Source organism: Bradyrhizobium sp. LMTR 3 (assembly GCF_001693485.1).
Lineage (GTDB): Bacteria > Pseudomonadota > Alphaproteobacteria > Rhizobiales > Xanthobacteraceae > Bradyrhizobium.
In genome coordinates this window covers 246998-267426 of sequence record NZ_MAXC01000001.1, presented here as the reverse complement: position 1 = coordinate 267426, position 20429 = coordinate 246998, and the positions used below count along the sequence as shown (strand labels likewise).

The window sequence follows — 20429 nt, the reverse complement described above, 5'->3', positions numbered from 1 at the left end:
CGTTCTCAACAAGCCCGCCTACGCCCCTAGCTCACGCTCGACTGCCTTGGGGTTGGCCGCCAGGCGCTGGCGAATGTCTTCGGCGACATCGCCCACGAACACGTCTTCAACCCCGCGCCTGAGCGCCGACACGATCGCGTTCGCGACTGCGCGAGGCGCGACCTTCGGCGGCGGCACCGTCTGGAACCACTCGATATCGAGCGGACCCGTGAACACGTTCACCACCTTGACGCCGCCGGGCCGCAGCTCCGCCCGCAGGCAGTGCGACAGCGACAGACAGGCAGCCTGCGACGCCGAATAGGCGCCAAACACCGGCCAGTTCGCCAGCGCATAGACCGACAGGATATTGACCCAGGCGGCTGCACTGTTGACGCCATCCGAGCCGCGCATCCGCATCGCCGGCCCGAACGCCTGCGCCAGATGCACGAACCCGAGATAGCTCTGGTCGATCTCATCGCGCACGACGCTGGTGCCCTGACGATCGAGCAGCCCGCCGGCGCGGACATGCTCGGTGGTGTTGACGAGAATATCGACCTTGCCGCCAATATCGGCCGCCAGATCTGCGACCGACTTCTCGTCGCCGATATCGAGCGGCACGATCTCGACGCCCGCCATGGCGCGCAACGCATCCTCGCCGCGGAACGGCTTCCACGGCTCGGCGACGCCGACGAACACGATCGACGCGCCGGCTGTCTTCAGCGCAGCCACCACTTCCTGACCGACGATGCTGCGCCCATTGGTCACCAGAACGCGCCGGAATTTTGGATCGGCGGTCATCTCACGCCACTGCCTGTCGTCCGTCATGTTGGGGGGCTCACGTTCGGGGTGCGCGAAGGCCACGGCCTGTCCGCTCTTGTCCAGTTGGAACGACATCACGACCGGCCCGCCCTCTTCGCAATCGGCGTGCAGGTGCGTCACGAGGGTTGGCCCGCACTCCATTGCAACCAGGCCGATGCGCCATGGCGCGCGCTCGCGGAAGTGCACGTCCGCCGGGACGTGCAGCGTCGTTTCGGACAAAAGCGTCCCTCGCCGCGGCGCATCCGTGAAGGCGAGTTCGGCGGAAAGGCATGCAAGGCATGCATCGCGCGCCGGATAACAGAACGTTCCGCAGGCGCCGCAACGTTGCAGCATGAAGCGGCCCTCGGCGGCGGCCCGCGTGAACCCGTGCGAGGCGCGGCTGCGTGCGCGCGCTGGCGACGTCGGCAGCCGCGTCCGCTGCAAAGGGTTCTTCCGACGCGGCTTGGCGATCGGTTCGATCATGCGTCTGGTCCCGCGAGGATCGCCGCGCCCGAAGCGAGGCCGCGATCATAGTTGATCATTCCAAAACCCGAAGCCAACCCGACGCGTGCATCCCTGACTTGCGTCGGACCGGCCTGCCCGAGAACCTGGCGCAGCGCCTCGACCACGCCGAGATAGGCGCCGCCCGCGCCGGCCTGCCCGACCGAGAGCTGACCGCCGGACGTGTTGTGCGGGAAGCTGCCGTCGATCGTGAGATCGTGCTGCCGAACGAAGTCCGGTCCCTCCCCCTTCCGGCAGAAGCCGAGGTCCTCGAACTGCATCATCGAGATCACAGGGTAATCGTCGTAGGTCTCGACAAAGTCGAGATCATCAGGCTTGACGCCGGCCATCGCGTAGAGTTCATCGACATCCATCGCCCATCCGCCGCGCACCTGAACGGGGTCGTCGCCGAACGCATTGTGGCGCTCGATCGTGGCGAGAATCCTGGCCGCAGGCAAATTCAGCGATGCGGCGACATCCTCGCCCATCACCAGGAACGCCTCCGCGCCGGCGCACGGCATCACGCAGTCGAACAGATGGATCGGATCGGCGATCGGACGCGCCGACATGTATTGCTCGATGCTTAGCGGCGCTTTCATCAGCGCGTTGGGATTGCGGAGCGCATTGCTGCGCTGGGCGACGGCGATCTTGCCAAAATCCTCGCGTTTGGCGCCAAACGTTCGCATGTAGTTGCGCGCGATCAGTGCAAAGCTCGCATTGGCGCCGCCGGCGCCATAGGGATAGACGGCATCCTGATTGAAGCGCGAGAAGTTTTCGAGTGTGTAGCGGAAGGAATCGACGTGGTTGGTATCTCCAGCCACGCAGGCCACGATGCGCGCGTCGCCCGCCTGTACCGCCCGCGCCGCGCGGCGGAGCGCGGCGATGGCGCTCGCGCCCCCAAGCGGAATGGTGTCGATCCATCGCACGCAGAGGCCGAAATGTTGGGTGAGCCCGATCCCGCTGTCGAGCCCTGCCGTGAAACTCGAAACACAGAAGCCGTCGATGTCGCGCGGCGTGATTCCGGCGCCATCGACCAGCGCCTTCAGTGCGTGGCCGATCCACCACTGCGCGCTCTCGATCGAATAGCGCACGTACGGGATCGTCACCGGAACTGCCATCACGACCCGATCGTAAGGTGTTCGGATGGAGCTCTGCATCGGACCGCCGGATTCCTGTGAGCCGTTCAGAGTACGGTCAACTTGACGTCGTCGCTCGCCGCCTTGCCGTCGCGCCCGCCGGTCGCCGTCACCTCGTCTTCATACAAGATCTTGTCGGGCTGCAGCATGTCTTGTCCTCAAGCGCTGTTCGGTTTGTCGGGCGTGCGCGCCACGGTGGCGCGGAAATCCCGGCGGGCACGATCATTGGCCAGCGCAAAACTCGGCCCGCGGCTCGGCTCGGTGCCGTTGAGACGCTGCAGCTGCACCCACATCTCGGCGCTCTTCAGCGCGACCGCCGCGCAGTTCACCACGGGCGCATAGCCGATCTTGAACCCACGCTCGCTCGCAATCAGGAGGCCGGGCAACACGCCGGCTGGAATGATGACGTCGGCGCCGCGATCGACCAGCGGCTGCGCGCAGGCCGCAAAGTCGCTCAGCATGCGTGCCTTCGCCACTGCATCGCCCGCAAACGCGGCGCTGAAATCTTCCGGACGACAGCCCATCCCGGTAACATGCACCACGCGGCCGGAAAGCCCGTAACGATCGGCCTGCTCATAATGCCAGACCTCGAAGGCGGCATCGAGCGTGACAAGGCCGAGCCGACGACCGAGTTGCGAAGCCGCCAGCAGCGTGGCTTCGCCGGCGCCGACCACCGGGATCGTCAGCGCCGAACGCAGTTCGTACACTCCCGGATCCTGGAAGTGGCCCATGACGTAGGCGTCGAAGCCGTTTTCCTGCGCTGCGAGTCCATTGTCGACCGCCTGAATGGCACAACGGAATTCGCTGAGGCGACCGAAGTCGCGATCGGCGGGCGTGATGCCCTCGACGTGGACGCTGGTGCCGGGCGCCGCGATCTCGTTCAGATAGGCCGCAAGCTGCGCCATGTAGGGCGCGCTCGTAGCCTGATCGACGAAGCTCTGCCAGAAGATGCGCACAGCGGTTATCCCGTTCACAGGCGACGCGTGCCGATCGATCCTCAACCACGCAGTCTGAGAGGACTGACGATATGCACGAGACAATCGATGTGAAGGCACGCGATAGCGTCGCGCCATTCCATCGACTGAAATATTTCAACCACAAAATAATTTTCGCGTCAATTGAACGGCTTTCCGACGATATCTGCGCGCGACGAGATCGAGTTGCCGAAAGGACAGGCAGAGAGCGCCTCACGCTTTTGCACAGGCGAATTCAGCTTTCGCGCTTGCATGCGCCGCCGCAAACTTTTTCCGCAGGGCGCGAAACTGGCATATTGACCTTCTGAGGATAAATACTTTAGGCTTTAAACAATTGGCAGGCACCGGAGCCTGTGCATGTCGCATTGGTAGTTGCGTTGATAGGAGGCTCGTCAATCGTGGCTGAGATCATCGACCTTGGAACAGCACGGGCGCCAGGCAGGTTCGCATCCGCCGCGATTGGGCCGGGCGTTACATCTGCTGTTTCATTTTCCGGCCACCTGCGCAGCGACAAAATCGCGGACGAGGCCCGCGAAGGCGTCCGGCATCTGATCGGGAAGCGGCACCATGCCCCCTGAGAGCTCACGCAGGATACTGCCCTCGATAGCCCCGGCAACTCTTGGAGCCACGGGATGAACGTGCGGATCGGCTGTCGGAGCAATGACCAGCGTGGGACACTGGATGCTTCCCAGACGATCCTCCATCCGATAGCGATTCACTACCCGGTGGCCTTCCGCCGCCATCTCGCCAGCCCGCAACGCATCGACCATAAAGCGCTGCAGCAAATCGATATCATCAGCCGGATAGAACGGCTGCCGGCGCGCCCAGAGCTTGGTGAGATGGGAGCCGTCGGTACGCGCCTCAACCTCGTCGATCACACGCATGCCGTCATGCCTGGCCCGGCGCGCCGCATCGACGAAAGGACAGGCCGAGAGCACCAGTGCGCTCACGCGCGCAGGCGCCGAGGCGGTCATTTCGACTGCGATCACCGCGCCGGTGTGATGACCGACGATCGCGGCGCGCGGCTCTTCCAGCGCATCGAGCAGCGCGAACGCCGCTTCGGCCCACAGTTCAATCGAAGGATCAGCGGCAGGGGAATCGGAATCTCCGAAGCCGAGCGTATCCATTGCGATCGCGCGGAAATCGCGGCCGAGCAGCGGCAGCACATCACGGTATTCGTCCCACGAGCGTGGCGTCTGATGCAGCAGGAGAACGGGAAACCCGGTTCCGGCCATAGCGACATGAATGCGGCCAAGACGCGTCGTGACGAAGCAGCGCTCGAGATTGGAACCGACTTTGCGGACGCTCATTTCATAACTCCCATCCAGAGGCGGGGACCGGACCCGCGCCGGGTTTCGGCGACAATCACGGCATCGATCGTGCTGGTCCGACCCGATCCATGCTGACATCTCGCTCAGGTCGCGGCTGTTTTCAACCAAGGGGAATGCAATGCGCAAGATGTTGAGTTTGACTGCCCTCATCGGCGGCCTCGTTGCGGCATCGACCGCACAGGCCGACATCACGATCGGCTTCGTGACGTCGCTCAGTGGGCCGGGCTCCTCGATCGGCATCCCATATGGGCGCGGCATCCAGGCTGCTATGGAATACAAGAACGAGGTCAACGGCGAGAAGATCAAGCTGATCCAGCTCGATGACGGCTCCGATCCCTCCGCCGCAACCCGAAATGCGCGCAAGCTCATCGAGGAAGAGAAGGTCGATCTCCTGATCGGCACCGCAACCGCCCCGTCGACCATCGCGATGCTGGCGGTCGCGACTGAACTGAAGGTGCCGATGATCGCCGTTTCCCCGGTGATCGGACAGCCCAATCCGACCGACCAATGGGGCATTTCCGTTCCGCAACCCGCTTCGCTGCTGGTCAAGGTCGTCGCCGATCGCATGAAGCGCGATGCGATGAAGAACATCGGCTATATCGGCTATTCCGATGCCTGGGGCGATCTGGTCTACAACGGCGCCAAGGCGGTGGAAGGCGAGGACGGCATCAAGGTGCTGACTAACGAGCGCTACGCGCGCGTCGATACGTCGGTCACCGGCCAGATCCTTAAGATTCTTGCCGCGCGTCCGGATGCCGTGCTGATCGGCGGATCGGGCACGCAGGGCGCGCTGCCGTTGCTCGCGCTCGGCGAACGTGGTTTCAAGGGCAAGACCTACGGCACGGTCGCGCTGGTCAATCCCGATTTCGTACGCGTCGGCGGCAAGGCCGCGGAAGGCATTCAAGTCTCGGCCGGTCCGGTCATCGTGGCCGAGCAGCTTCCGGACAGCCATTTCGCCAAGAAGCTCGCGCTCGAATTCCGCGCCGCCTACCAGAAGGCCAACAATCTGCCGAGCACCGACGGCTTCTCGGCCTATTCGTTCGACGGCTGGATGATCTTCACGTCCGCCGCGGCGCGCGCGCTGAAGACCGCCAAACCCGGCACCATCGAATTCCGCAAAGCCCTGCGCGACGAGATCCTCAACACCAAGGAGCTCTCGGGCGTGCACGCGGTCTACAACTTCAAGCCCGGTGCCTATCACGGCGTCGACGAGCGCGCGCTGGTGATCGTTCGCCTGGTCAACGGCGCCTGGACCTACCAGCCCTGAGCGATGCCGACGCGTGACACGGAAGGACGATTGAGGGCATGACGGCAGACATCGCAGCGATCCTTGCGATCGACGGAATAGCCACCGGGGCGGTCTACGCCCTGGTGGCGATCGGCACCGTGCTGATCTTCACCGTGACGCGGGTGATCTTCATTCCGTTCGGCGACATCGCAGCCTTCACGGCCCTGACGCTGGCGGCGCTCGATGCCAGGCAGCTTCCCGGAACAGTCGGATTGGTTGTCGTGTTGGCGTGCATGGCCTGCCTGATGGAAGTCGTCTCGCTGGCGCGCGCCGGCGAGCTTCGCGCGGTGCCGAAGGCCGTCCTCTTCTATCTCGTGTTACCCCTGATCGTAGTCGGGACCGTCTGGCTGACGATGCGCTTCACCCCGCCGATGCCGGTCCGGATCGTGCTGGCGCTGCTCTTGATCCTGCCGATCTCGCCGCTGTTGGACCGGATCGTGTTTCGTCCAATCGCGGATGCCTCGGTTCTCTTGCTGCTGACCGTCTCGGTCGCCCTCCACTTCGCGCTGGTCGGACTTGGCCTGCTGTTCTTCGGCCCCGAAGGCGTCAGAACCGAGCCGCTGACGTCGATGGCGATGGAAATAGCCGGAGTGCACGTCTCCGGACAGACGGTGCTGATCCTGGCCGCCGCGCTGGTGTTCAGCGGCCTGCTGTTTCTGTTCTTCGACTTCACGCTGATCGGCAAGGCGCTGCGCGCGACCGCCCTGAACCGGACCGGCGCCCGGCTGATGGGGATTAGACCGGCGCGCGCCGGGACAATCGCTTACCTGTTGGGATCACTGATGGCTGGCGTCTCCGGCATCCTGATCGCGCCGGTCAACACGATCTTCTATGACTCCGGATTCCTGCTCGGCCTGAAGGCCTTTGTCGGCGCCATCGTGGGCGGCATGACGAGCTATCCGGGGGCTGCGCTCGGCGCGTTCGGCGTCGGCCTTCTCGAAAGCTTCGCCTCGTTCCAGAGCAGCACCCTGAAGGACGTCATCGTCTTCTCGCTGCTGATTCCCGTGCTGCTCTGGCGCTCGCTCGCCTCGCAACATTCCGAAGAGGAAGTCGAGGAATGACGCCGCAGCAGATCCGTCTCATCATTGCCGCGGCGATCGCCTGCCTCGTGACGGCGCCCTTCGTGCTCAATCCGTTCAGCATTACCTTGCTGAACTACATCGGCATCTACTCGCTTGCGGCCATCGGACTGGCGCTATTGACCGGCGTCGGCGGCATCGTGTCGTTCGGCCAAGCGGCCTTTGTCGGCGTGGCGGCTTATGCGACGGCATGGGTCACAGCGCTGAACGGCTATTCGCCCTGGCTCGGACTGGTGCTGGCCGTTATTCTTACGTGCAGCATTGCGGCAATCCTGGGCTTCGTGACGCTGCGCCTGGGCGGCCACTTTCTGTCGCTGAGCACGGTCGCGTGGGGACTGGCAATCGCGTTCCTGTTCGGCAACATCGATGGCCTCGGTCAACACAACGGCATCTCGGGCATTCCGCCGATTTCGATTGGCCCGGTCGCTTTGGTCGAGAGCCGGCAGATCTATTTCCTGATCTGGGCGATCGTCGTCGCGGTGCTTCTCGTCTGCTACAACCTTCTCGACTCCCGCATCGGCCGCGCGATGCGCGCGATGCGCGGCGGCAATACCCTGGTCGAAAGCCTCGGCATCAGCGCATTCCGGATCAAGCTGGTGACATTCGTGATCGCCGCATTCTTCGGCGCCCTGTCCGGATGGCTCTATGCCCATCTCGGCCGTTTTGTCAGCCCTGGACCGTTCGAAGCGATCATGGGCATCGAATATCTGATGATGGCGATGGTCGGAGGGGCCGGCAGCATTCTGGGCGGCGTGGTCGGCGCGGCAATCGTGACGCTCCTGAAAAACAGCGTGCAGGACTACCTGCCGCTGATCGCGAAGGGCGCCTCCGGCCAGCTCGAGATCGTGGCGTTCTCGGCCCTGTTCATTCTGTTCCTGCAGCGGGCCCGGCAAGGCATCGTTCCGTTCCTCGCGGGCTTTCTGCCCGACGTGAAGCTGTCCCGTCCGCAACCGGCTAGCCCGCTGCCGCGCCGCGAGCAGCCGGCGCCCGGCACGCTTCTTCTTAAAGTGAGCGGCGCGCAGCGGCGGTTTGGCGGCCTCGTCGCCGTCAACAATGTCAGCTTCGAAGTCAAATCCGGCGAGATCCTCGGGCTGATCGGGCCGAATGGCGCCGGCAAGACCACGATGTTCAACCTGCTCACGGGGGCGCTGCGCGCGAACAGCGGCGAGATCGCTTTCGCGGGACGCTCCATCACCCACGACCAGCAATTCCACATCGCTCGTTCCGGCATCTCTCGCACTTTCCAGCACGTCAAGCTGCGCCCGCGCATGACGCTGCTCGACAACGTGCTGCTCGGCACCTATTCGCGCACCAGGACCGGCCTGCTCGCCGGCGCCCTTCGCCTGAATCAGGCCGAAGAAGCCAGCGCACGCTACGAGGCGTTGCAGCAGCTCGAGCGGGTCGGGCTCGGCGACAAGCCGTTCGAGCTCGCCGGCAATCTCCCGCTCGGCAATCAGCGCGTGCTTGAGATCGCCCGCGCGCTCGCAGCCGACCCCACACTGCTCGTTCTCGACGAACCGGCGGCCGGTCTGCGCCGCCAGGAAAAGCTTAAGTTGGCCGAACTGCTGCGGTCGCTTCGCGCCGACCATCTGACGATCCTCCTCGTCGAGCACGACATGGAGTTCGTGATGTCGCTGGTCGACCGCATCGTCGTGCTCGATTTCGGCTCAAAACTCTGCGAAGGCGAACCGGCGGCAATACGCAACGACGCCCGCGTCCAGGAAGCCTATCTTGGAGGTGTCGCGTGACACAGATGTTCTCGATCGAGAATGTGTCGGTCGCCTACGGCAAGGTGGAGGCGGTGCGGAACGTCTCGCTTTCCGTCGAGCAAGGGCAGATCGTGACCGTGATCGGGCCGAACGGCGCCGGCAAGACGACGCTGCTGATGGCCGCCATCGGTCTGCTGAAGTCCACCGGACGGATGGTTTTTCAAGGCGCCGACCTTGCACGGATCGACGTCGAGGGCCGCATCGAACGTGGTCTCTGCCTCGTGCCCGAAAAGCGCGAGCTGTTCGCCGACATGTCAGTTGCCGACAATCTGTTGCTCGGCACCTACAGCCTGCGCGATCGCTCGGCGACGCGCAAAAGCCTCGACGACGTGTTCGACCGCTTTCCACGGCTGAAGGAGCGCAGCAAGCAGGCCGCCGGTACGCTGTCGGGCGGCGAGCGGCAAATGCTGGCGCTTGGGCGCGCGCTGATGGCGAAGCCGAAGCTCCTGGTGCTCGACGAACCGAGTCTCGGCCTTGCGCCGCTCATCGTCCGGGAAATCTTCCGCACCATCGCCTCGCTGCGAAGCCTCGGCGTGTCGGTCCTGCTCGTCGAGCAGAACGCCCGCGCCGCACTGGAGACCGCGGACTATGGCTATGTGCTGGAAACCGGCGAGATCATCCAGTCGGGGCCTGCGGACACTCTGATCCACGACCCGAAATTGATCGCAGCCTATCTAGGCGGGCATTAGAGCCACTAACAGCGGGACCAAAAAATGCGAAAACAACCCCATGCAAAGTAGAAATGGGGCCTCGCGTCATCCGAACACGCTAGATCTAGAGCATGATGATTTTTGGTTAGATGAGTTTAGCCGCAGAGGCGCTTTACCTCTCCCGCTTGCGGGGGAGGTCTGCGCGAAGCGCCGGGTGGCCGCTCTCTCCACTCGGGCAGTATCGCCCGCGGAGACACCCCACCCCAGCCCTCCCCCGCACGCGGGAGAGGGAGCGCACCTTCTTCGTGGTCGCAGTTAAGCCTAATTTCATCATGCTTTAGCTAGCTAATTTAGGGCAGCGCGCGCGTTACGCGACGGGTTCGCGGGCAAGGCCCATCGCCCGCAGCGCCGAGGCAAAAGCGGCGAGGCGCTGCTCGCGATAGGCGGCTTGGTCGACGCCTTCATAATTCATGAATCCCTGTCCGGTCTTCATACCAATGCGGCCCTCGCGCATATTGGTCTCGATAATGGGCGGTGCCGCATAGCGGCTGTCGCCGAGCGCTTCGACCAGATAGCGGCTGGCATGATGCAGGATATCGCCGCCGCCCCAGTCGATGAACTCGAGCAGGCCGAGCACCGCGAAGCGGAACCCGAAACCGTAGATGACGGCCTTGTCGATATCTTCCGCCGAGGCGACGCCTTCCTCGACCATGCGAGCGGCTTCGTTCATCGCCAGCGCCTGGATTCGCGGAACGATGAAGCCCGGCCGCGCCGCGCAGACCACCGGCACCTTGCCGATGCCTTCGAGCAGCGCCTTCATCCGCGCTGTCGTCTCCGGCGCGGTGAGCCGCCCCGGAGACAATTCGATCAGCGGCACGAGGTAAGCGGGGTTGAGCCAGTGCGCGTTGAGGAAGCGGCCGGGATGTTCGATCGATCCGGCGAGATCGTCGACCAGTATCGTTGATGTCGTCGAGGCCATGATCGGACCCTCGCCCGCCAGCCGCGAGGCCTCGGCCAGCGCCGCCTGCTTCAACTCAAGGATCTCCGGCATTCCCTCGAAGACGACATCGCAGCGCGGCAACGCCGTGGCCGCCTCGTCCCGACACACGACCGTGATCCGTTCGGCAATCGTGGACACAAGTTCCGGCGGGAGCAGATCGATGCGCGAGAGGATATCGAGCGTCGAACGGATTTCCGCCCTGGCTTCGGTTGCCAACGCCTCGAAGGCCAACGCATCCCGTTCCTTGAAATCGATGACGACAACCTGATGACCGGCGAAAGCGAACACGACCGCAATCCCACGCCCCATTCGCCCGGCGCCGAGGCATCCGATAACCGGTTTCATCGGAAGCCCTCGGCCAGAAGATTTTGCAACGCAGCCCGGTCGAGATCGCCGAGGCCGAGCGAGGACAAGCTCCGGCCCGTCACCGCGAAATCCTCACCGGTGATGGCGGAGCCGATCGCGAGGAACGCCTTGACCAGCGGCGTGTGCACGCCTGCAAGACCGGCGACCGATGCGAGGAACGACAGACCGAGACGCAAATCCTCCAGCATGTAGCGGTGTTCGACGAGAATGAGGCGTTCGGACCAATCGCCGGAATCCGTGAGCTGCTCGTGCGCGTCGCGCGCATACATCCAGGGTTCGCCGTCGCGCGAATAGTGATCGGCCAGGGGAAAATGCGGCTTTCCATAACCGAGCGTCTCGCGAATGGCGATGCGCTCGGCATCGAGGGCGTCCGTGACGCGGCGTATGGCCGGCTGCGTTCCTTCCTTGTGAATATCCCACTTATCGAAATGTTCGATCGGGCCGGCGTTCATGGTGATCAGCGGCGGATGAATGATCGGACCGGCATTCATCAGCGCCGCCGAGAGCGCATCGTCGCACGGCTCGATGGCGTTCGGAAACGCGCGCTCGATCACATCAAGCGCGTGCTGGGCAAGGCGCTTCGGAAACACACCGATTGGCAATCGAGCACCCCTGCCCGAGATGCGAACGGCATAAGGACCTTGCTTGCGCGCCAGCCACGGCAAGGTTCCGGTCTCAGCCGTTGCAACCTCCGCACGGTTGCCCGCATCGCGCGCGGCACGGGCGAAGATGTAGGAGCCGAATGTGCCAGGCGGCAAAAACACGACCTGGCCGTCGCGCAGATGCGGCGCGGCCAATTCGGCGATCGCGCCTTGCGCAAAAGCCGGCGCCGGACAAAGGATGAGATCGGCAGCGTCGATCGCTTCCGCGATCGAAGACGTAATCACAGCCAGCCTGGCCTCGCGGCGGCCCGATCGATCGATAACCGTGATCGTGCCGCCCTGCGCCCGATGCGCCTCGACATCTCCGGGATCTCGCCGCCACAGCCGGATTTCGTGACCGGCCAACGCGAGGTCGCCGGCGGCCGCGAACGAACCGTTTCCTCCACCCAACACTGCGATCTTCAAAGGTGTCCTCCGCTTCGTCGCCACGCGTATCGGCAATCCTGTCACGCAGGTTCCGCCTTGACGTTCTGTTGCTGCCACGTCGCCCAGGTTGGCCGATCGATCTGGAACAAGTCGGTGGAGCGCGCATACCAGCCGCTGCCGTGCATGCGAGCGATCAGGCGCAGCGCCTGCGTATCGATGTGGCAGCGCTCCTTGTCCAGGATCACGGCGTCGTCGATATGGGCGCGAACGATACGACCGATCACGGCCGTTTGTCGCGGTCCTGTCACCAGCGACGTGAGCACTCGGCACTCGAATGACACCGGCGATTCCGCGATGCGCGGCGGGCGCACCGCCTGGGAGGCAGCCGGGGTCAGTCCGGCCAGCGCCAGCTCATCGATCTCGGGCGGCGCGTCGATACACGTGATGTTCATGGCCTCGGCGTTGCGCTCGGCGACGAGATTGACGACGAATTCTCCGGTATCGAGGATATTCGCCGCCGTGTCCTTGAATCGCTGCGAACCCGCCAGAAGTCCGATCGCGACGGTCGGCGGTTCATGCCCCATCACGTTGAAGAAGCTGAAGGGCGCGGCATTGATCACGCCGCTCGCGGATAGCGTGGTGATCCAGGCGATCGGCCGCGGCGTCACCGTGGCCGTCAATATCTTGTAGCGGTTTTGCGCTTCCAGCGTCTCCATGTCGAAGATCATGCCGGCCTCTCAGATCGCCACCACCGGATGACGCAACCGGCCGATGCCCGTTACTTCGGCTTCCACCACATCGCCCGGCCACAGCCATTCCTGCGGAGAGCGGCCGGCGCCGACGCCCTCGGGCGTGCCGGTCGCGATGATGTCTCCCGGCTCCAGCGTCATCGCGGCCGAAATGTCGGCGATCAGAAGCGGTACCTTGAACAGCATGTGGCGGGTGTTGGACCGCTGCTTCTCGACGCCGTTCACCGTCAGCCAGAGATCGAGTGCATGCGGATCGGTGATTTCGTCCGCCGTGACGATGCACGGCCCGAATGGCGCGTAGGTGTCCTGCCCTTTGGAGTAGATCCACTGGCCGGCACGGCGGTTGTCGCGGGCGCTGACGTCGATCATCACGCTGTAGCCGAACACGAAGCCGAGCGCGTCAGCTTCCGACACGCGCCGTGCAGTTCGTCCCATCACGACGGCAAGCTCGACTTCCCAGTCGAGTTGCTGCGTGATCGCCTTGTTGTGATGAATGGCCTCGTCCGGTCCGATGACGCTGGTCGGCGGCTTCGAAAAGATGATGGGCTGCTTCGGCAGATCCTTTGCGGTGTCGAGGGCTCGCGAGGATTCCGCGACGTGCTCGACATAATTCAGGCCGATGCCGAAAATGTTCTTGCGGGGACGCGGTATCGGCGCCAGCAGCCGGACGTTTGCAACCGGCAGTGCAGCGCCGACCGGCCAGTTGTCCCTGCCTTCGTTCAGTATCTTCTTGAGCGCCGCCAAGGCGGGTGGGCCCAAATCGATGAAATCGAGCATCGACGACGGAAGGCAAACACCGGCATGCTGGCCCGCCTTCTCGACGTCAATGACCAGATCATCGACAACCGCACCGAGGCGGGCTGCGGCTTCGACCGTGCCGCGATAGGTAACAAGACGCATTGTGGCTCCCCTATAGCGCTTTCAAGCGAAGTGGATACCGGTTCGCGTGAAGAAAACGCGTCAAACAGAAGTCTAGAGCTTCGGTTCTGATCAGAACCGAAGCTCTAGGATACGAGTGGCTGGCGGCCGCCATTGTCGCCAAAAGCTTCCTCGCGATAGAGCCCGAGCGCGTGCATGACCGGCAGGTCGTTGAAGGTGAAGAGGCAGGCGTCCTCGCTGGCGGAGGCGTTGACATGTTCATGCCAAGCCCAGGAAGGAACGCAGAAGATATCCCGCTCCTTCCAGTCGAAACGCTTGCCGTCGATGATCGAATGACCGCGCCCCTTGGCGACCTGATAAATGAAGCTGCCCGTGTGACGATGCGCGCGCGTGCTCTCGCCCGGCCGCAGCATCTGCATCGATGCGCCGATCGTCTGCATTACCGGGCCGCCGGTCACGGGGTTGACGTAGTTCATGAGAACGCCGTCATAGGGCGAGCCGTCGGTCGCTTTGGCGTAACGCTGCAGCGCCTCGTAGGTCGGGGCCCACTCATATTTCAATAGCGGCGAATATCCCTTCGACCATTCCGCGCCCGCCGGGCGCAGGCCGGGATTACCCCAGGCGTGCGTCATGTCGTCGACGGGATAACCGACGCTCTGCTGCAGGTCGGGGTGAACCACATAGAAGTTGGCTTCGAGCGTGTTGACGAGGGGAATGTCGAGGCCGTCCTGCCAGATGCAGGGCGTGCCGTCGCTGGAGACGCCGTGCTCGTGCCAGGTGCCGTTCGGCGTCAGCACAAAGTCGTTGGCACCGAGCGTCATCTTGTGACCGTCGACGATCGTATAGGCGCCCTCGCCCTCCATGATGAAGCGGAGCGCGGAGGCCGAATGGGCGTGGGCGGATGCGACCTCGCCCGGGTGCATCACCTGCAGGCCGGAATAGAGCCAGCCGACCGCGGCGGCGTGCTCGCGGCGTCCGGGATTGTTCAGATAGATGACGCGGCGCCCGGCCTTTTCGGGCGACACCAGTTCGACGGAGCGCAGCACGTGCGCGCGGAGGTCCGCATAGCGCCACAGCACCGGGACGGAGGACGATTTGGGCTGCCACGGCTCGATCTTGTTCGCGACCGTCCAGAGTGCGCCCGCCTCCAGCCGTTCGAGCTCGTCATAGTAGGCGAGCAATTCAGGGGTGTCCTCGACATTGGCCCGCCCGGCCACATCTTCCCGGTGGTTTTCACGCGCTTTCGTTGCCATGTCGCCCTCCTGTGAGTTGGCGCCGCTTCCGGCGTCGCGTTGTCAATTCATCTAGTCAGGCATCATTGCGATCGCCTGGATTTCGACCTTGGCACGATCCTCGACCAGTCCCGATACCTGCAGCGCAGTCATGGCCGGAAAGTGCCGACCCATGACGTCGCGATAGACGACGCCGATCTCCTTCAGGCGCGCCGAATATTCCTTGCGATCGAGCAGGAACCAGGTCATCGACACCACGTGCTCGGGCACCGCGCCGCCGGCGCGCAAGACCGCGCCGACGTTCTTCAGGGTCTGGCCGATCTGATCCACCAGATCATCGGACTCGAACTTGCATTGCTCGTTCCAGCCGATCTGGCCGGCGACGAAGATCATCCTGCCGCGCGCGGCGATGCCGTTCGCGTACCCCCTCGGCTTGGCCCAACCGGGTGGTTGCAAGACCTCGAACATTTCATACTCCCGTAGCAGGACGCGACTGGACGGCCGTTCGGCTAGACCGCCTTCAGGACGTCACGTCCGATGATGAGTTTCTGGACTTCGGTCGCGCCTTCATAGATGCGCAACGCGCGTATCTCGCGATAAAGCTGCTCAACGACTTCGCCCGAGCGCACGCCGCGTCCGCCGAACATTTGTACGGCGCGGTCGATCACCGCTTGCGCGGTTTCGGTCGCGACCATTTTGGCCATTGCCGCTTCACGGGTCGTGGAAGCTTTCTGCACGTCGCGCCGCCACGCCGCGCGGTAGGTTAGAAGCGCGCTGGCATCGACGCCTGCGGCCATGTCGCCGAGGGCTGCCTGCGTCAATTGCTGGTCGCCCAGCACGCCACCGAACATCCGCCGTGACAGTGCATGCGCCACCGCCTCATCCAGCGCGCGGCGGGCAAAACCCAACGCGGCGGCTGCAACCGATGCGCGGAAGATATCGAGGGTGCGCATCGCGATCTTGAAACCTTCGCCCGGCGACCCCAACAGCCGCGCCGCCGGGATCCGGCAAGAATCAAAACGCAGCGTCGCCAGTGGATGCGGCGCCATCACATCGATACGGTCGGTAATCGAAAACCCGGGATCGTCCGGCAGCACCACGAAGGCCGAAATGCCCCGCGCGCCCGGTGCCTCGCCGGTTCGCGCAAACAGCGTATAGACGTCGGCAATGCCGCCGTTGGAAATCCAGGTCTTCTCGCCATCGAGGATGTAGTGGTCGCCTTCGCTGCGGGCGCTGCAGCCCATGGCAGCGACGTCGGAACCGGCCTCCTTCTCCGACAAGGCAAAGGCGGCAATCCACTCGCCACGCCGCGCCTTCGGCAGCACCAGCGCGCGCAATTCGGGCGACCCGGCAATCGCCACCGCACCGGTTCCAAGCCCCTGCATCGCAAATGCGAAATCGGCTAGCCCGCTGTGCCAGGCAAGCGTTTCGCGGGCGAGACAGATCAGCCGCGAGTCGATCACCGCATCGGGCCGATCGCCTGCGACCGATGCCTCCAGCAATCCGGCGGCGCCAAGCCGGCGTACCAGCGAACGGCAGGTTTCGTCGACGTCATGGCCGTGCGTATCGCCAAGGCCGGCTGCAAATGCGTCGAGCGCGGCGGCGTATTCGCTGTGGCGGGAATCGAAGAACGGCCACGCGAGGTGTTCGCGCGACGGCCCGCGTAATGGCGAAACCGGAGTCATGTCAGTCTCCCGCAAAGGCCGTTTTGCGCGCGCCCGCCAAGTGCAACGCGCCCCTCAATAATGTTTCATGGCTAAAATATCATGTCAAGCGAACCGGCCGCCGATCGGAAGCCCGGCGCGTGTGCATGAAGCCTATGAATCAGGCTAGAAACTGGGCTCAAATGCGCGTGAAGCGTTTTGCGGCCTCAGAACTCGCGGGTTCGATTGACATCATTTTTGTTTGATGTCTAAAATTATATTCGGTCGTCCGGAAGTTCCGCACGAGGGCCTTGGAGGCGAACATGGCAGAACGCTCTTTCGCGCGCGAGGTGGAAGACCTGAAGCTCGGTGCCGGCCAGGAATTTCGCGGCGAAGGCATCCTCGCCATTACCAAGGCGTTGCTGGAATGCGGCGTCAGCTATGTCGCCGGTTACCAGGGCGCGCCGATCTCGCACCTGATGGACGTGCTGTCGGACGCGCAGGACATTCTTTCCGACCTCGGTGTGCATTTCGAATCCAGCGCCAGCGAGGCCACCGCGGCGGCAACGCTGGCTGCCTCCGTGATGTATCCGGTGCGTGGCGCGGTCACCTTCAAGGCGCCGGTCGGCATCAACGTCGCGTCCGACGCGCTCGCCAACCTCTCCTCGGGAGGCGTGACTGGCGGCGCGCTGATCATCATCGGCGAGGATTACGGCGAAGGCTCCTCCATCATGCAGGAGCGTTCGCATGCGTTCGCGATGAAGTCGCAGCTCTGGCTGGTCGATCCGCGGCCCAACGTGGCGTCCATCGTCAAGGCCGTGCACGATTCCTTCGAGCTGTCGGAGGCGTCGAATACGCCTGTCATGCTAGAGGTACGGATACGCGCTTGCCACGTGCATGGCCGCTTCGCCACCCGCGACAATATACGCCCCGCCTTTCCGCTGTCCCGCGCGCTGGACCAGCCGTCGCGCGACACCAACCGTATCGTGCTGCCGCCGGCCTCGTTCCTGCACGAGAAGGAGAAGGTCGAGCATCGCTGGCCCGCCGCGGTCGAATTCATCCACGCCCGCGGCATGAACGAGACGTTCGATGGCGATATCGATGATATCGGCATCATCATGCAGGGCGGCATGTACAACGGCGTCATCACCGCGCTGCGCGAGGCCGGGCTTGCCGACATCTGGGGCGAGACGCGCGTGCCGCTCTATGTGATGAACGTGACCTACCCGATCGTCGACCGCGAGGTGATCGACTTCTGCCGAGCTAAGAAGGCGGTGCTGATGGTCGAGGAGGGACAGCCCGAGTTCATCGAGCAGGCGCTGCACAAGATCCTCCGCAATGCCGACATTCCGGCCAAGCTGCACGGCAAGGACCTGTTCCCGATGGCCGGCGAATATACGGCACAAGTCATGGGCGAAGCGATCGGCGCTTTCATCCGCCGCTGGCGGCCGGATGCCTTGTCGGATGCCGCGCGCGCACCGAACATCGACCGCACTGAGGTCGATGAGAAAATCCGCGTGCTCGCCGACGTGGTCCCGCCGCGCCCGCCGGGTTTTTGCACCGGCTGTCCGGAGCGGCCGATTTTTTCCGCGATGAAACTGGTGGAAAAGGAGCTCGGCCCGCACCACGTCGCTGCCGATATCGGCTGCCATTTGTTCTCCATCCTGCCCCCGTTCAACATCGGCGCCACCACGATGGGTTACGGACTAGGCCCGGCCTCGGCCTCAGCCTTCAATGTGCCTGCAGGTAAGCGGTCGATCTCGATGATGGGCGACGGCGGCTTCTGGCACAACGGGTTGACCAGCGGCGTCGGCAACGCCGTGTTCAACCAGCACGACGGCGTGATCGTCGTGGTCGACAATTACTATTCCGCCGCGACGGGCGGCCAGGACATCCCCTCCTCGCGCGCCGACAACCGTTCGCGTTCGACCAAGCACCCGATCGTCGAGGCGGCGAAGGGCGTCGGCGCCAAATGGGTACGCCAGATCGACCGCACTTACGATGTGACCCGCATGCGCGACACGCTGCGCGAGGCGCTGACGACAGAGGAGAAGGGTCCGAAGGTCATCGTCGCCTCGTCGGAGTGCATGCTGAACAAGCAGCGGCGCGTGAAACCGCTGGTGGCCGCCGCCGCCAAGCGCGGCGAGCGCATCGTGCGCGAGCGCTTCGGTGTCGATGAGGATGTATGTTCCGGCGACCACGCGTGCATCCGCCTGTCCGGCTGCCCCTCGCTGTCGGTGAAGCCGACCACAGATCCCCTGAAGGACAATCCGGTCGCCGCCGTCGACAATAGTTGCGTGGGCTGCGGCCATTGCGGCGAGGTCGCGGACGCGGCTGTCTTGTGTCCCTCGTTCTATCGCGCCGACGTCGTTTCCAATCCGACCTCGTTCGAAACGCAGCTCGACCGCCTCTGGCAACGAATGATCGGCGCTTTGCAGCGCTGGCGCGCCGGACGCCGCGTCATGTTCGAGCAGGAGGCGGCATGAACGTCTCGGTCGCGCCCTCCTCCATCGTGCTTAGTCAGGCCCGCCCGATCACCGTCGCGGTGCTCGCGATGGGCGGCCAGGGCGGCGGCGTGCTGGTCGACTGGATCGTGGCGCTGGCGGAGCGGCGCGGCTGGTTCGCGCAATCGACATCGGTGCCCGGCGTTGCCCAGCGCACCGGCGCCACGATCTACTACATCGAGATGATCGCGCCCGACACGAGCAAGCCCGACCGCCACCCCGTGCTGTCGTTGATGCCCGCGCCGGGCAAGGTCGACATCGTGATCGGCGCCGAACTGATGGAAGCTGGCCGCGCCATCCTGCGCGGGCTGGTCTCGCCTGATCGCACGCTGTTGATTGGCTCCTCGCACCGCTCATTAGCCGTGATCGAGAAGACCGCGCCCGGCGACGGCACCGCCGATGCGGCACAGGTTTACGAGGCGGCGAATGTCGCCGCCAACCGCTTCATCGCGTTCGACATGGCCGAAATCGCCGACGCCACCGGCAGCGTGGTCTCCTCGGTGTTGTTCGGCGCGCTCGCGGGCTCCGGCGCTCTGCCCTTTGCCACCGAGGATTTTGAAGCCACGATCCGGGCCGCGGGGGTCGGTGTCGATGCCAGCCTGCGCGCCTTCGCCGCCGGCCGCGAACGGGCCGTGGCCATGGTCAAGCAGGATCCCCAGATCAAGCCTGTGGCGAAGCCGCCGCTCGCAAGACATTTTCCGCGCCTCGAACCGATCGGTCACGCCGGCTATGACGCGCTGGTCGCGCGAGCGCAGCAGTTGCCGCCGGAGGTGCACGGCATCGTCGCGGCCGGCTTGCAGCGCGTGGTAGATTATCAGGACGTCGCATACGGCAGTGAATATCTCGACCGGCTCGAAGCGATGCCGCGCGAGGCGACCGGCCTGCTGCAGGCATTTGCAAAGTATCTCGCGGTCGCAATGGCCTATGACGACGTGATTCGCGTGGCGGATCTCAAGACACGCGCGGGGCGGTTCGACCGGGTCCGCCGCGAGGTCCGCGCCGGCGACGACCAGGTTGTCGCGATCACTGAGTTCTTCCATCCGCGGATCGAGGAAATGGCGGGGCTCCTGCCGCCAGTTCTCGGCGAAAAGGTCGAGCGCAACGAGCGGCTTGCCCGGCTGATCGATCGTGGACGTAAACTGCGCACGACCTCACCGTCTGCGTTCCTGCTGCTGTACGGCGTGGCCGGACTGCGGCGCTTCCGCCGGCGCACGCTGCGGCATGCCCGCGAGATGCGCCATCTCGACGAGTGGGCGCAACGCGTCCGGAAATTCGCCGGCAGCGACCCGGCGCTCGCGACCGCCGTATGTGAGGCCCGCCGTCTCGTCGGCGGCTATTCGGACACCCATTCGCGCGGTGAATCGAAGTTCGACAAGGTCATGCTTGCGTCCGAGCGTCTGGCGAGCCGGCCCGATGCCGCCGAATGGGTGCAGCGGCTGACCAAGGTGGCGCTGAAGGACGCCGATGGCGCCGAACTCGACGGCGCGTTGCGCACCGTCGAGACACTGTTCGAGGACGCCTGA

At 64.3% G+C, this 20429-nt stretch carries 18 protein-coding genes; 7 read left to right on the top strand and 11 right to left on the bottom strand.

The genetic code is table 11. The annotated features are described in order from the left end of the window. Positions 1-18: 18 nt before the first annotated feature. From LMTR3_RS01270 to LMTR3_RS01260, 3 genes are all read right to left on the bottom strand, one after another. Positions 19-1260 carry an SDR family NAD(P)-dependent oxidoreductase gene (locus LMTR3_RS01270; protein ID WP_065743265.1) on the bottom strand — a complete coding sequence of 414 codons (1242 nt, stop codon included), beginning with the start codon at positions 1258-1260 and terminating at the stop codon, positions 19-21. Further along, positions 1257-2435: a thiolase family protein gene (locus LMTR3_RS01265; protein WP_065743264.1), complete on the bottom strand. Its 1179-nt coding sequence runs from the start codon at positions 2433-2435 to the stop codon at positions 1257-1259. Before LMTR3_RS01265 ends, LMTR3_RS01270 begins: the two co-directional genes overlap by 4 nt. 137 nt (positions 2436-2572) lie before the next feature. Beyond that, on the bottom strand, positions 2573-3370 hold the full coding sequence (locus tag LMTR3_RS01260) for an aspartate/glutamate racemase family protein (protein ID WP_065743355.1): 798 nt from the start codon (positions 3368-3370) through the stop codon (positions 2573-2575). Positions 3371-3441: 71 nt separating this feature from the next. On the opposite strand from LMTR3_RS01260, the gene LMTR3_RS37235 reads away from it, so the two are divergent. Further along, positions 3442-3696, top strand: coding sequence for a hypothetical protein (locus LMTR3_RS37235; RefSeq protein ID WP_141686417.1), 255 nt, complete (start codon positions 3442-3444; stop codon positions 3694-3696). A gap of 177 nt (positions 3697-3873) precedes the next feature. Here the strand turns inward: LMTR3_RS37235 and LMTR3_RS01255 are convergent, their stop codons facing one another. Continuing rightward, positions 3874-4698 carry an alpha/beta fold hydrolase gene (locus tag LMTR3_RS01255; RefSeq protein WP_065743263.1) on the bottom strand — a complete coding sequence of 275 codons (825 nt, stop codon included), beginning with the start codon at positions 4696-4698 and terminating at the stop codon, positions 3874-3876. A 139-nt stretch (positions 4699-4837) separates the two neighbouring features. Between LMTR3_RS01255 and LMTR3_RS01250 the strand changes: the two genes are divergently transcribed. Genes LMTR3_RS01250 through LMTR3_RS01235 form a run of 4 tightly spaced genes read left to right on the top strand, consistent with a single transcriptional unit; the run spans position 4838 to position 9544 of the window. Beyond that, positions 4838-5986: an ABC transporter substrate-binding protein gene (locus LMTR3_RS01250; RefSeq protein ID WP_065743262.1), complete on the top strand. Its 1149-nt coding sequence runs from the start codon at positions 4838-4840 to the stop codon at positions 5984-5986. Between the two features lie 38 nt (positions 5987-6024). Then, the gene (locus LMTR3_RS01245) at positions 6025-7068 is read left to right on the top strand and encodes a branched-chain amino acid ABC transporter permease (protein ID WP_065743261.1); all 1044 of its coding nucleotides are present in this window, start codon (positions 6025-6027) and stop codon (positions 7066-7068) included. Then, entirely contained in the window at positions 7065-8834 is a 1770-nt protein-coding gene (locus tag LMTR3_RS01240; RefSeq protein ID WP_065743260.1) for a branched-chain amino acid ABC transporter ATP-binding protein/permease, read from the top strand. The genes LMTR3_RS01245 and LMTR3_RS01240 overlap by 4 nt, the downstream gene beginning before the upstream one ends. Before the next feature lie 5 nt (positions 8835-8839). After that, entirely contained in the window at positions 8840-9544 is a 705-nt protein-coding gene (locus tag LMTR3_RS01235) for an ABC transporter ATP-binding protein (protein ID WP_084029328.1), read from the top strand. 328 nt (positions 9545-9872) lie between these two features. Here LMTR3_RS01235 and LMTR3_RS01230 read toward each other — a convergent pair whose 3' ends face one another. The 7 genes from LMTR3_RS01230 to LMTR3_RS01200 form a co-directional block, all read right to left on the bottom strand. Continuing rightward, complete coding sequence (locus LMTR3_RS01230; protein WP_084029326.1) at positions 9873-10850, bottom strand: 3-hydroxybutyryl-CoA dehydrogenase; 978 nt, start codon at positions 10848-10850, stop codon at positions 9873-9875. Next, positions 10847-11938, bottom strand: coding sequence for an NAD/NADP-dependent octopine/nopaline dehydrogenase family protein (locus tag LMTR3_RS01225; RefSeq protein WP_065743258.1), 1092 nt, complete (start codon positions 11936-11938; stop codon positions 10847-10849). The genes LMTR3_RS01230 and LMTR3_RS01225 overlap by 4 nt, the downstream gene beginning before the upstream one ends. Positions 11939-11979: 41 nt before the next feature. Next, positions 11980-12627 carry a flavin reductase family protein gene (locus LMTR3_RS01220; protein ID WP_065743257.1) on the bottom strand — a complete coding sequence of 216 codons (648 nt, stop codon included), beginning with the start codon at positions 12625-12627 and terminating at the stop codon, positions 11980-11982. Between the two features lie 9 nt (positions 12628-12636). Next, positions 12637-13548 carry a fumarylacetoacetate hydrolase family protein gene (locus LMTR3_RS01215; RefSeq protein ID WP_065743256.1) on the bottom strand — a complete coding sequence of 304 codons (912 nt, stop codon included), beginning with the start codon at positions 13546-13548 and terminating at the stop codon, positions 12637-12639. A 104-nt stretch (positions 13549-13652) separates the two neighbouring features. Further along, on the bottom strand, positions 13653-14780 hold the full coding sequence (locus LMTR3_RS01210) for a cupin domain-containing protein (RefSeq protein WP_065743255.1): 1128 nt from the start codon (positions 14778-14780) through the stop codon (positions 13653-13655). Positions 14781-14831: 51 nt separating this feature from the next. Further along, on the bottom strand, positions 14832-15227 hold the full coding sequence (locus LMTR3_RS01205; RefSeq protein WP_065743254.1) for a RidA family protein: 396 nt from the start codon (positions 15225-15227) through the stop codon (positions 14832-14834). Positions 15228-15268: 41 nt separating this feature from the next. Further along, positions 15269-16444: an acyl-CoA dehydrogenase family protein gene (locus LMTR3_RS01200; RefSeq protein WP_065743253.1), complete on the bottom strand. Its 1176-nt coding sequence runs from the start codon at positions 16442-16444 to the stop codon at positions 15269-15271. A 281-nt stretch (positions 16445-16725) separates the two neighbouring features. Here LMTR3_RS01200 and LMTR3_RS01195 point away from each other — a divergent pair, with 281 nt between their 5' ends. Both LMTR3_RS01195 and LMTR3_RS01190 read left to right on the top strand, forming a co-directional pair. Then, positions 16726-18888 (top strand): thiamine pyrophosphate-dependent enzyme, encoded by a 2163-nt coding sequence (locus LMTR3_RS01195; RefSeq protein WP_065743353.1) that lies wholly within the window; start codon positions 16726-16728, stop codon positions 18886-18888. Further along, positions 18885-20429 carry an indolepyruvate oxidoreductase subunit beta family protein gene (locus tag LMTR3_RS01190; RefSeq protein ID WP_065743252.1) on the top strand — a complete coding sequence of 515 codons (1545 nt, stop codon included), beginning with the start codon at positions 18885-18887 and terminating at the stop codon, positions 20427-20429. The genes LMTR3_RS01195 and LMTR3_RS01190 overlap by 4 nt, the downstream gene beginning before the upstream one ends.

Excerpts from the sequence above, each read along its gene's own strand:
- LMTR3_RS01240 (WP_065743260.1), top strand. The coding sequence starts at position 7,065 with ATGACGCCGCAGCAGATCCGTCTCATCATTGCCGCGGCGATCGCCTGC.
- LMTR3_RS01220 (WP_065743257.1), bottom strand. The coding sequence starts at position 12,627 with ATGATCTTCGACATGGAGACGCTGGAAGCGCAAAACCGCTACAAGATA.
- LMTR3_RS01235 (WP_084029328.1), top strand. The coding sequence starts at position 8,840 with ATGTTCTCGATCGAGAATGTGTCGGTCGCCTACGGCAAGGTGGAGGCG.
- LMTR3_RS01200 (WP_065743253.1), bottom strand. The coding sequence starts at position 16,444 with ATGACTCCGGTTTCGCCATTACGCGGGCCGTCGCGCGAACACCTCGCG.
- LMTR3_RS01270 (WP_065743265.1), bottom strand. The coding sequence starts at position 1,260 with ATGATCGAACCGATCGCCAAGCCGCGTCGGAAGAACCCTTTGCAGCGG.
- LMTR3_RS01210 (WP_065743255.1), bottom strand. The coding sequence starts at position 14,780 with ATGGCAACGAAAGCGCGTGAAAACCACCGGGAAGATGTGGCCGGGCGG.
- LMTR3_RS01230 (WP_084029326.1), bottom strand. The coding sequence starts at position 10,850 with ATGAAACCGGTTATCGGATGCCTCGGCGCCGGGCGAATGGGGCGTGGG.
- LMTR3_RS01250 (WP_065743262.1), top strand. The coding sequence starts at position 4,838 with ATGCGCAAGATGTTGAGTTTGACTGCCCTCATCGGCGGCCTCGTTGCG.
- LMTR3_RS01245 (WP_065743261.1), top strand. The coding sequence starts at position 6,025 with ATGACGGCAGACATCGCAGCGATCCTTGCGATCGACGGAATAGCCACC.
- LMTR3_RS01215 (WP_065743256.1), bottom strand. The coding sequence starts at position 13,548 with ATGCGTCTTGTTACCTATCGCGGCACGGTCGAAGCCGCAGCCCGCCTC.
- LMTR3_RS37235 (WP_141686417.1), top strand. The coding sequence starts at position 3,442 with ATGCACGAGACAATCGATGTGAAGGCACGCGATAGCGTCGCGCCATTC.
- LMTR3_RS01205 (WP_065743254.1), bottom strand. The coding sequence starts at position 15,227 with ATGTTCGAGGTCTTGCAACCACCCGGTTGGGCCAAGCCGAGGGGGTAC.
- LMTR3_RS01255 (WP_065743263.1), bottom strand. The coding sequence starts at position 4,698 with ATGAGCGTCCGCAAAGTCGGTTCCAATCTCGAGCGCTGCTTCGTCACG.
- LMTR3_RS01265 (WP_065743264.1), bottom strand. The coding sequence starts at position 2,435 with ATGCAGAGCTCCATCCGAACACCTTACGATCGGGTCGTGATGGCAGTT.
- LMTR3_RS01190 (WP_065743252.1), top strand. The coding sequence starts at position 18,885 with ATGAACGTCTCGGTCGCGCCCTCCTCCATCGTGCTTAGTCAGGCCCGC.
- LMTR3_RS01195 (WP_065743353.1), top strand. The coding sequence starts at position 16,726 with ATGGCAGAACGCTCTTTCGCGCGCGAGGTGGAAGACCTGAAGCTCGGT.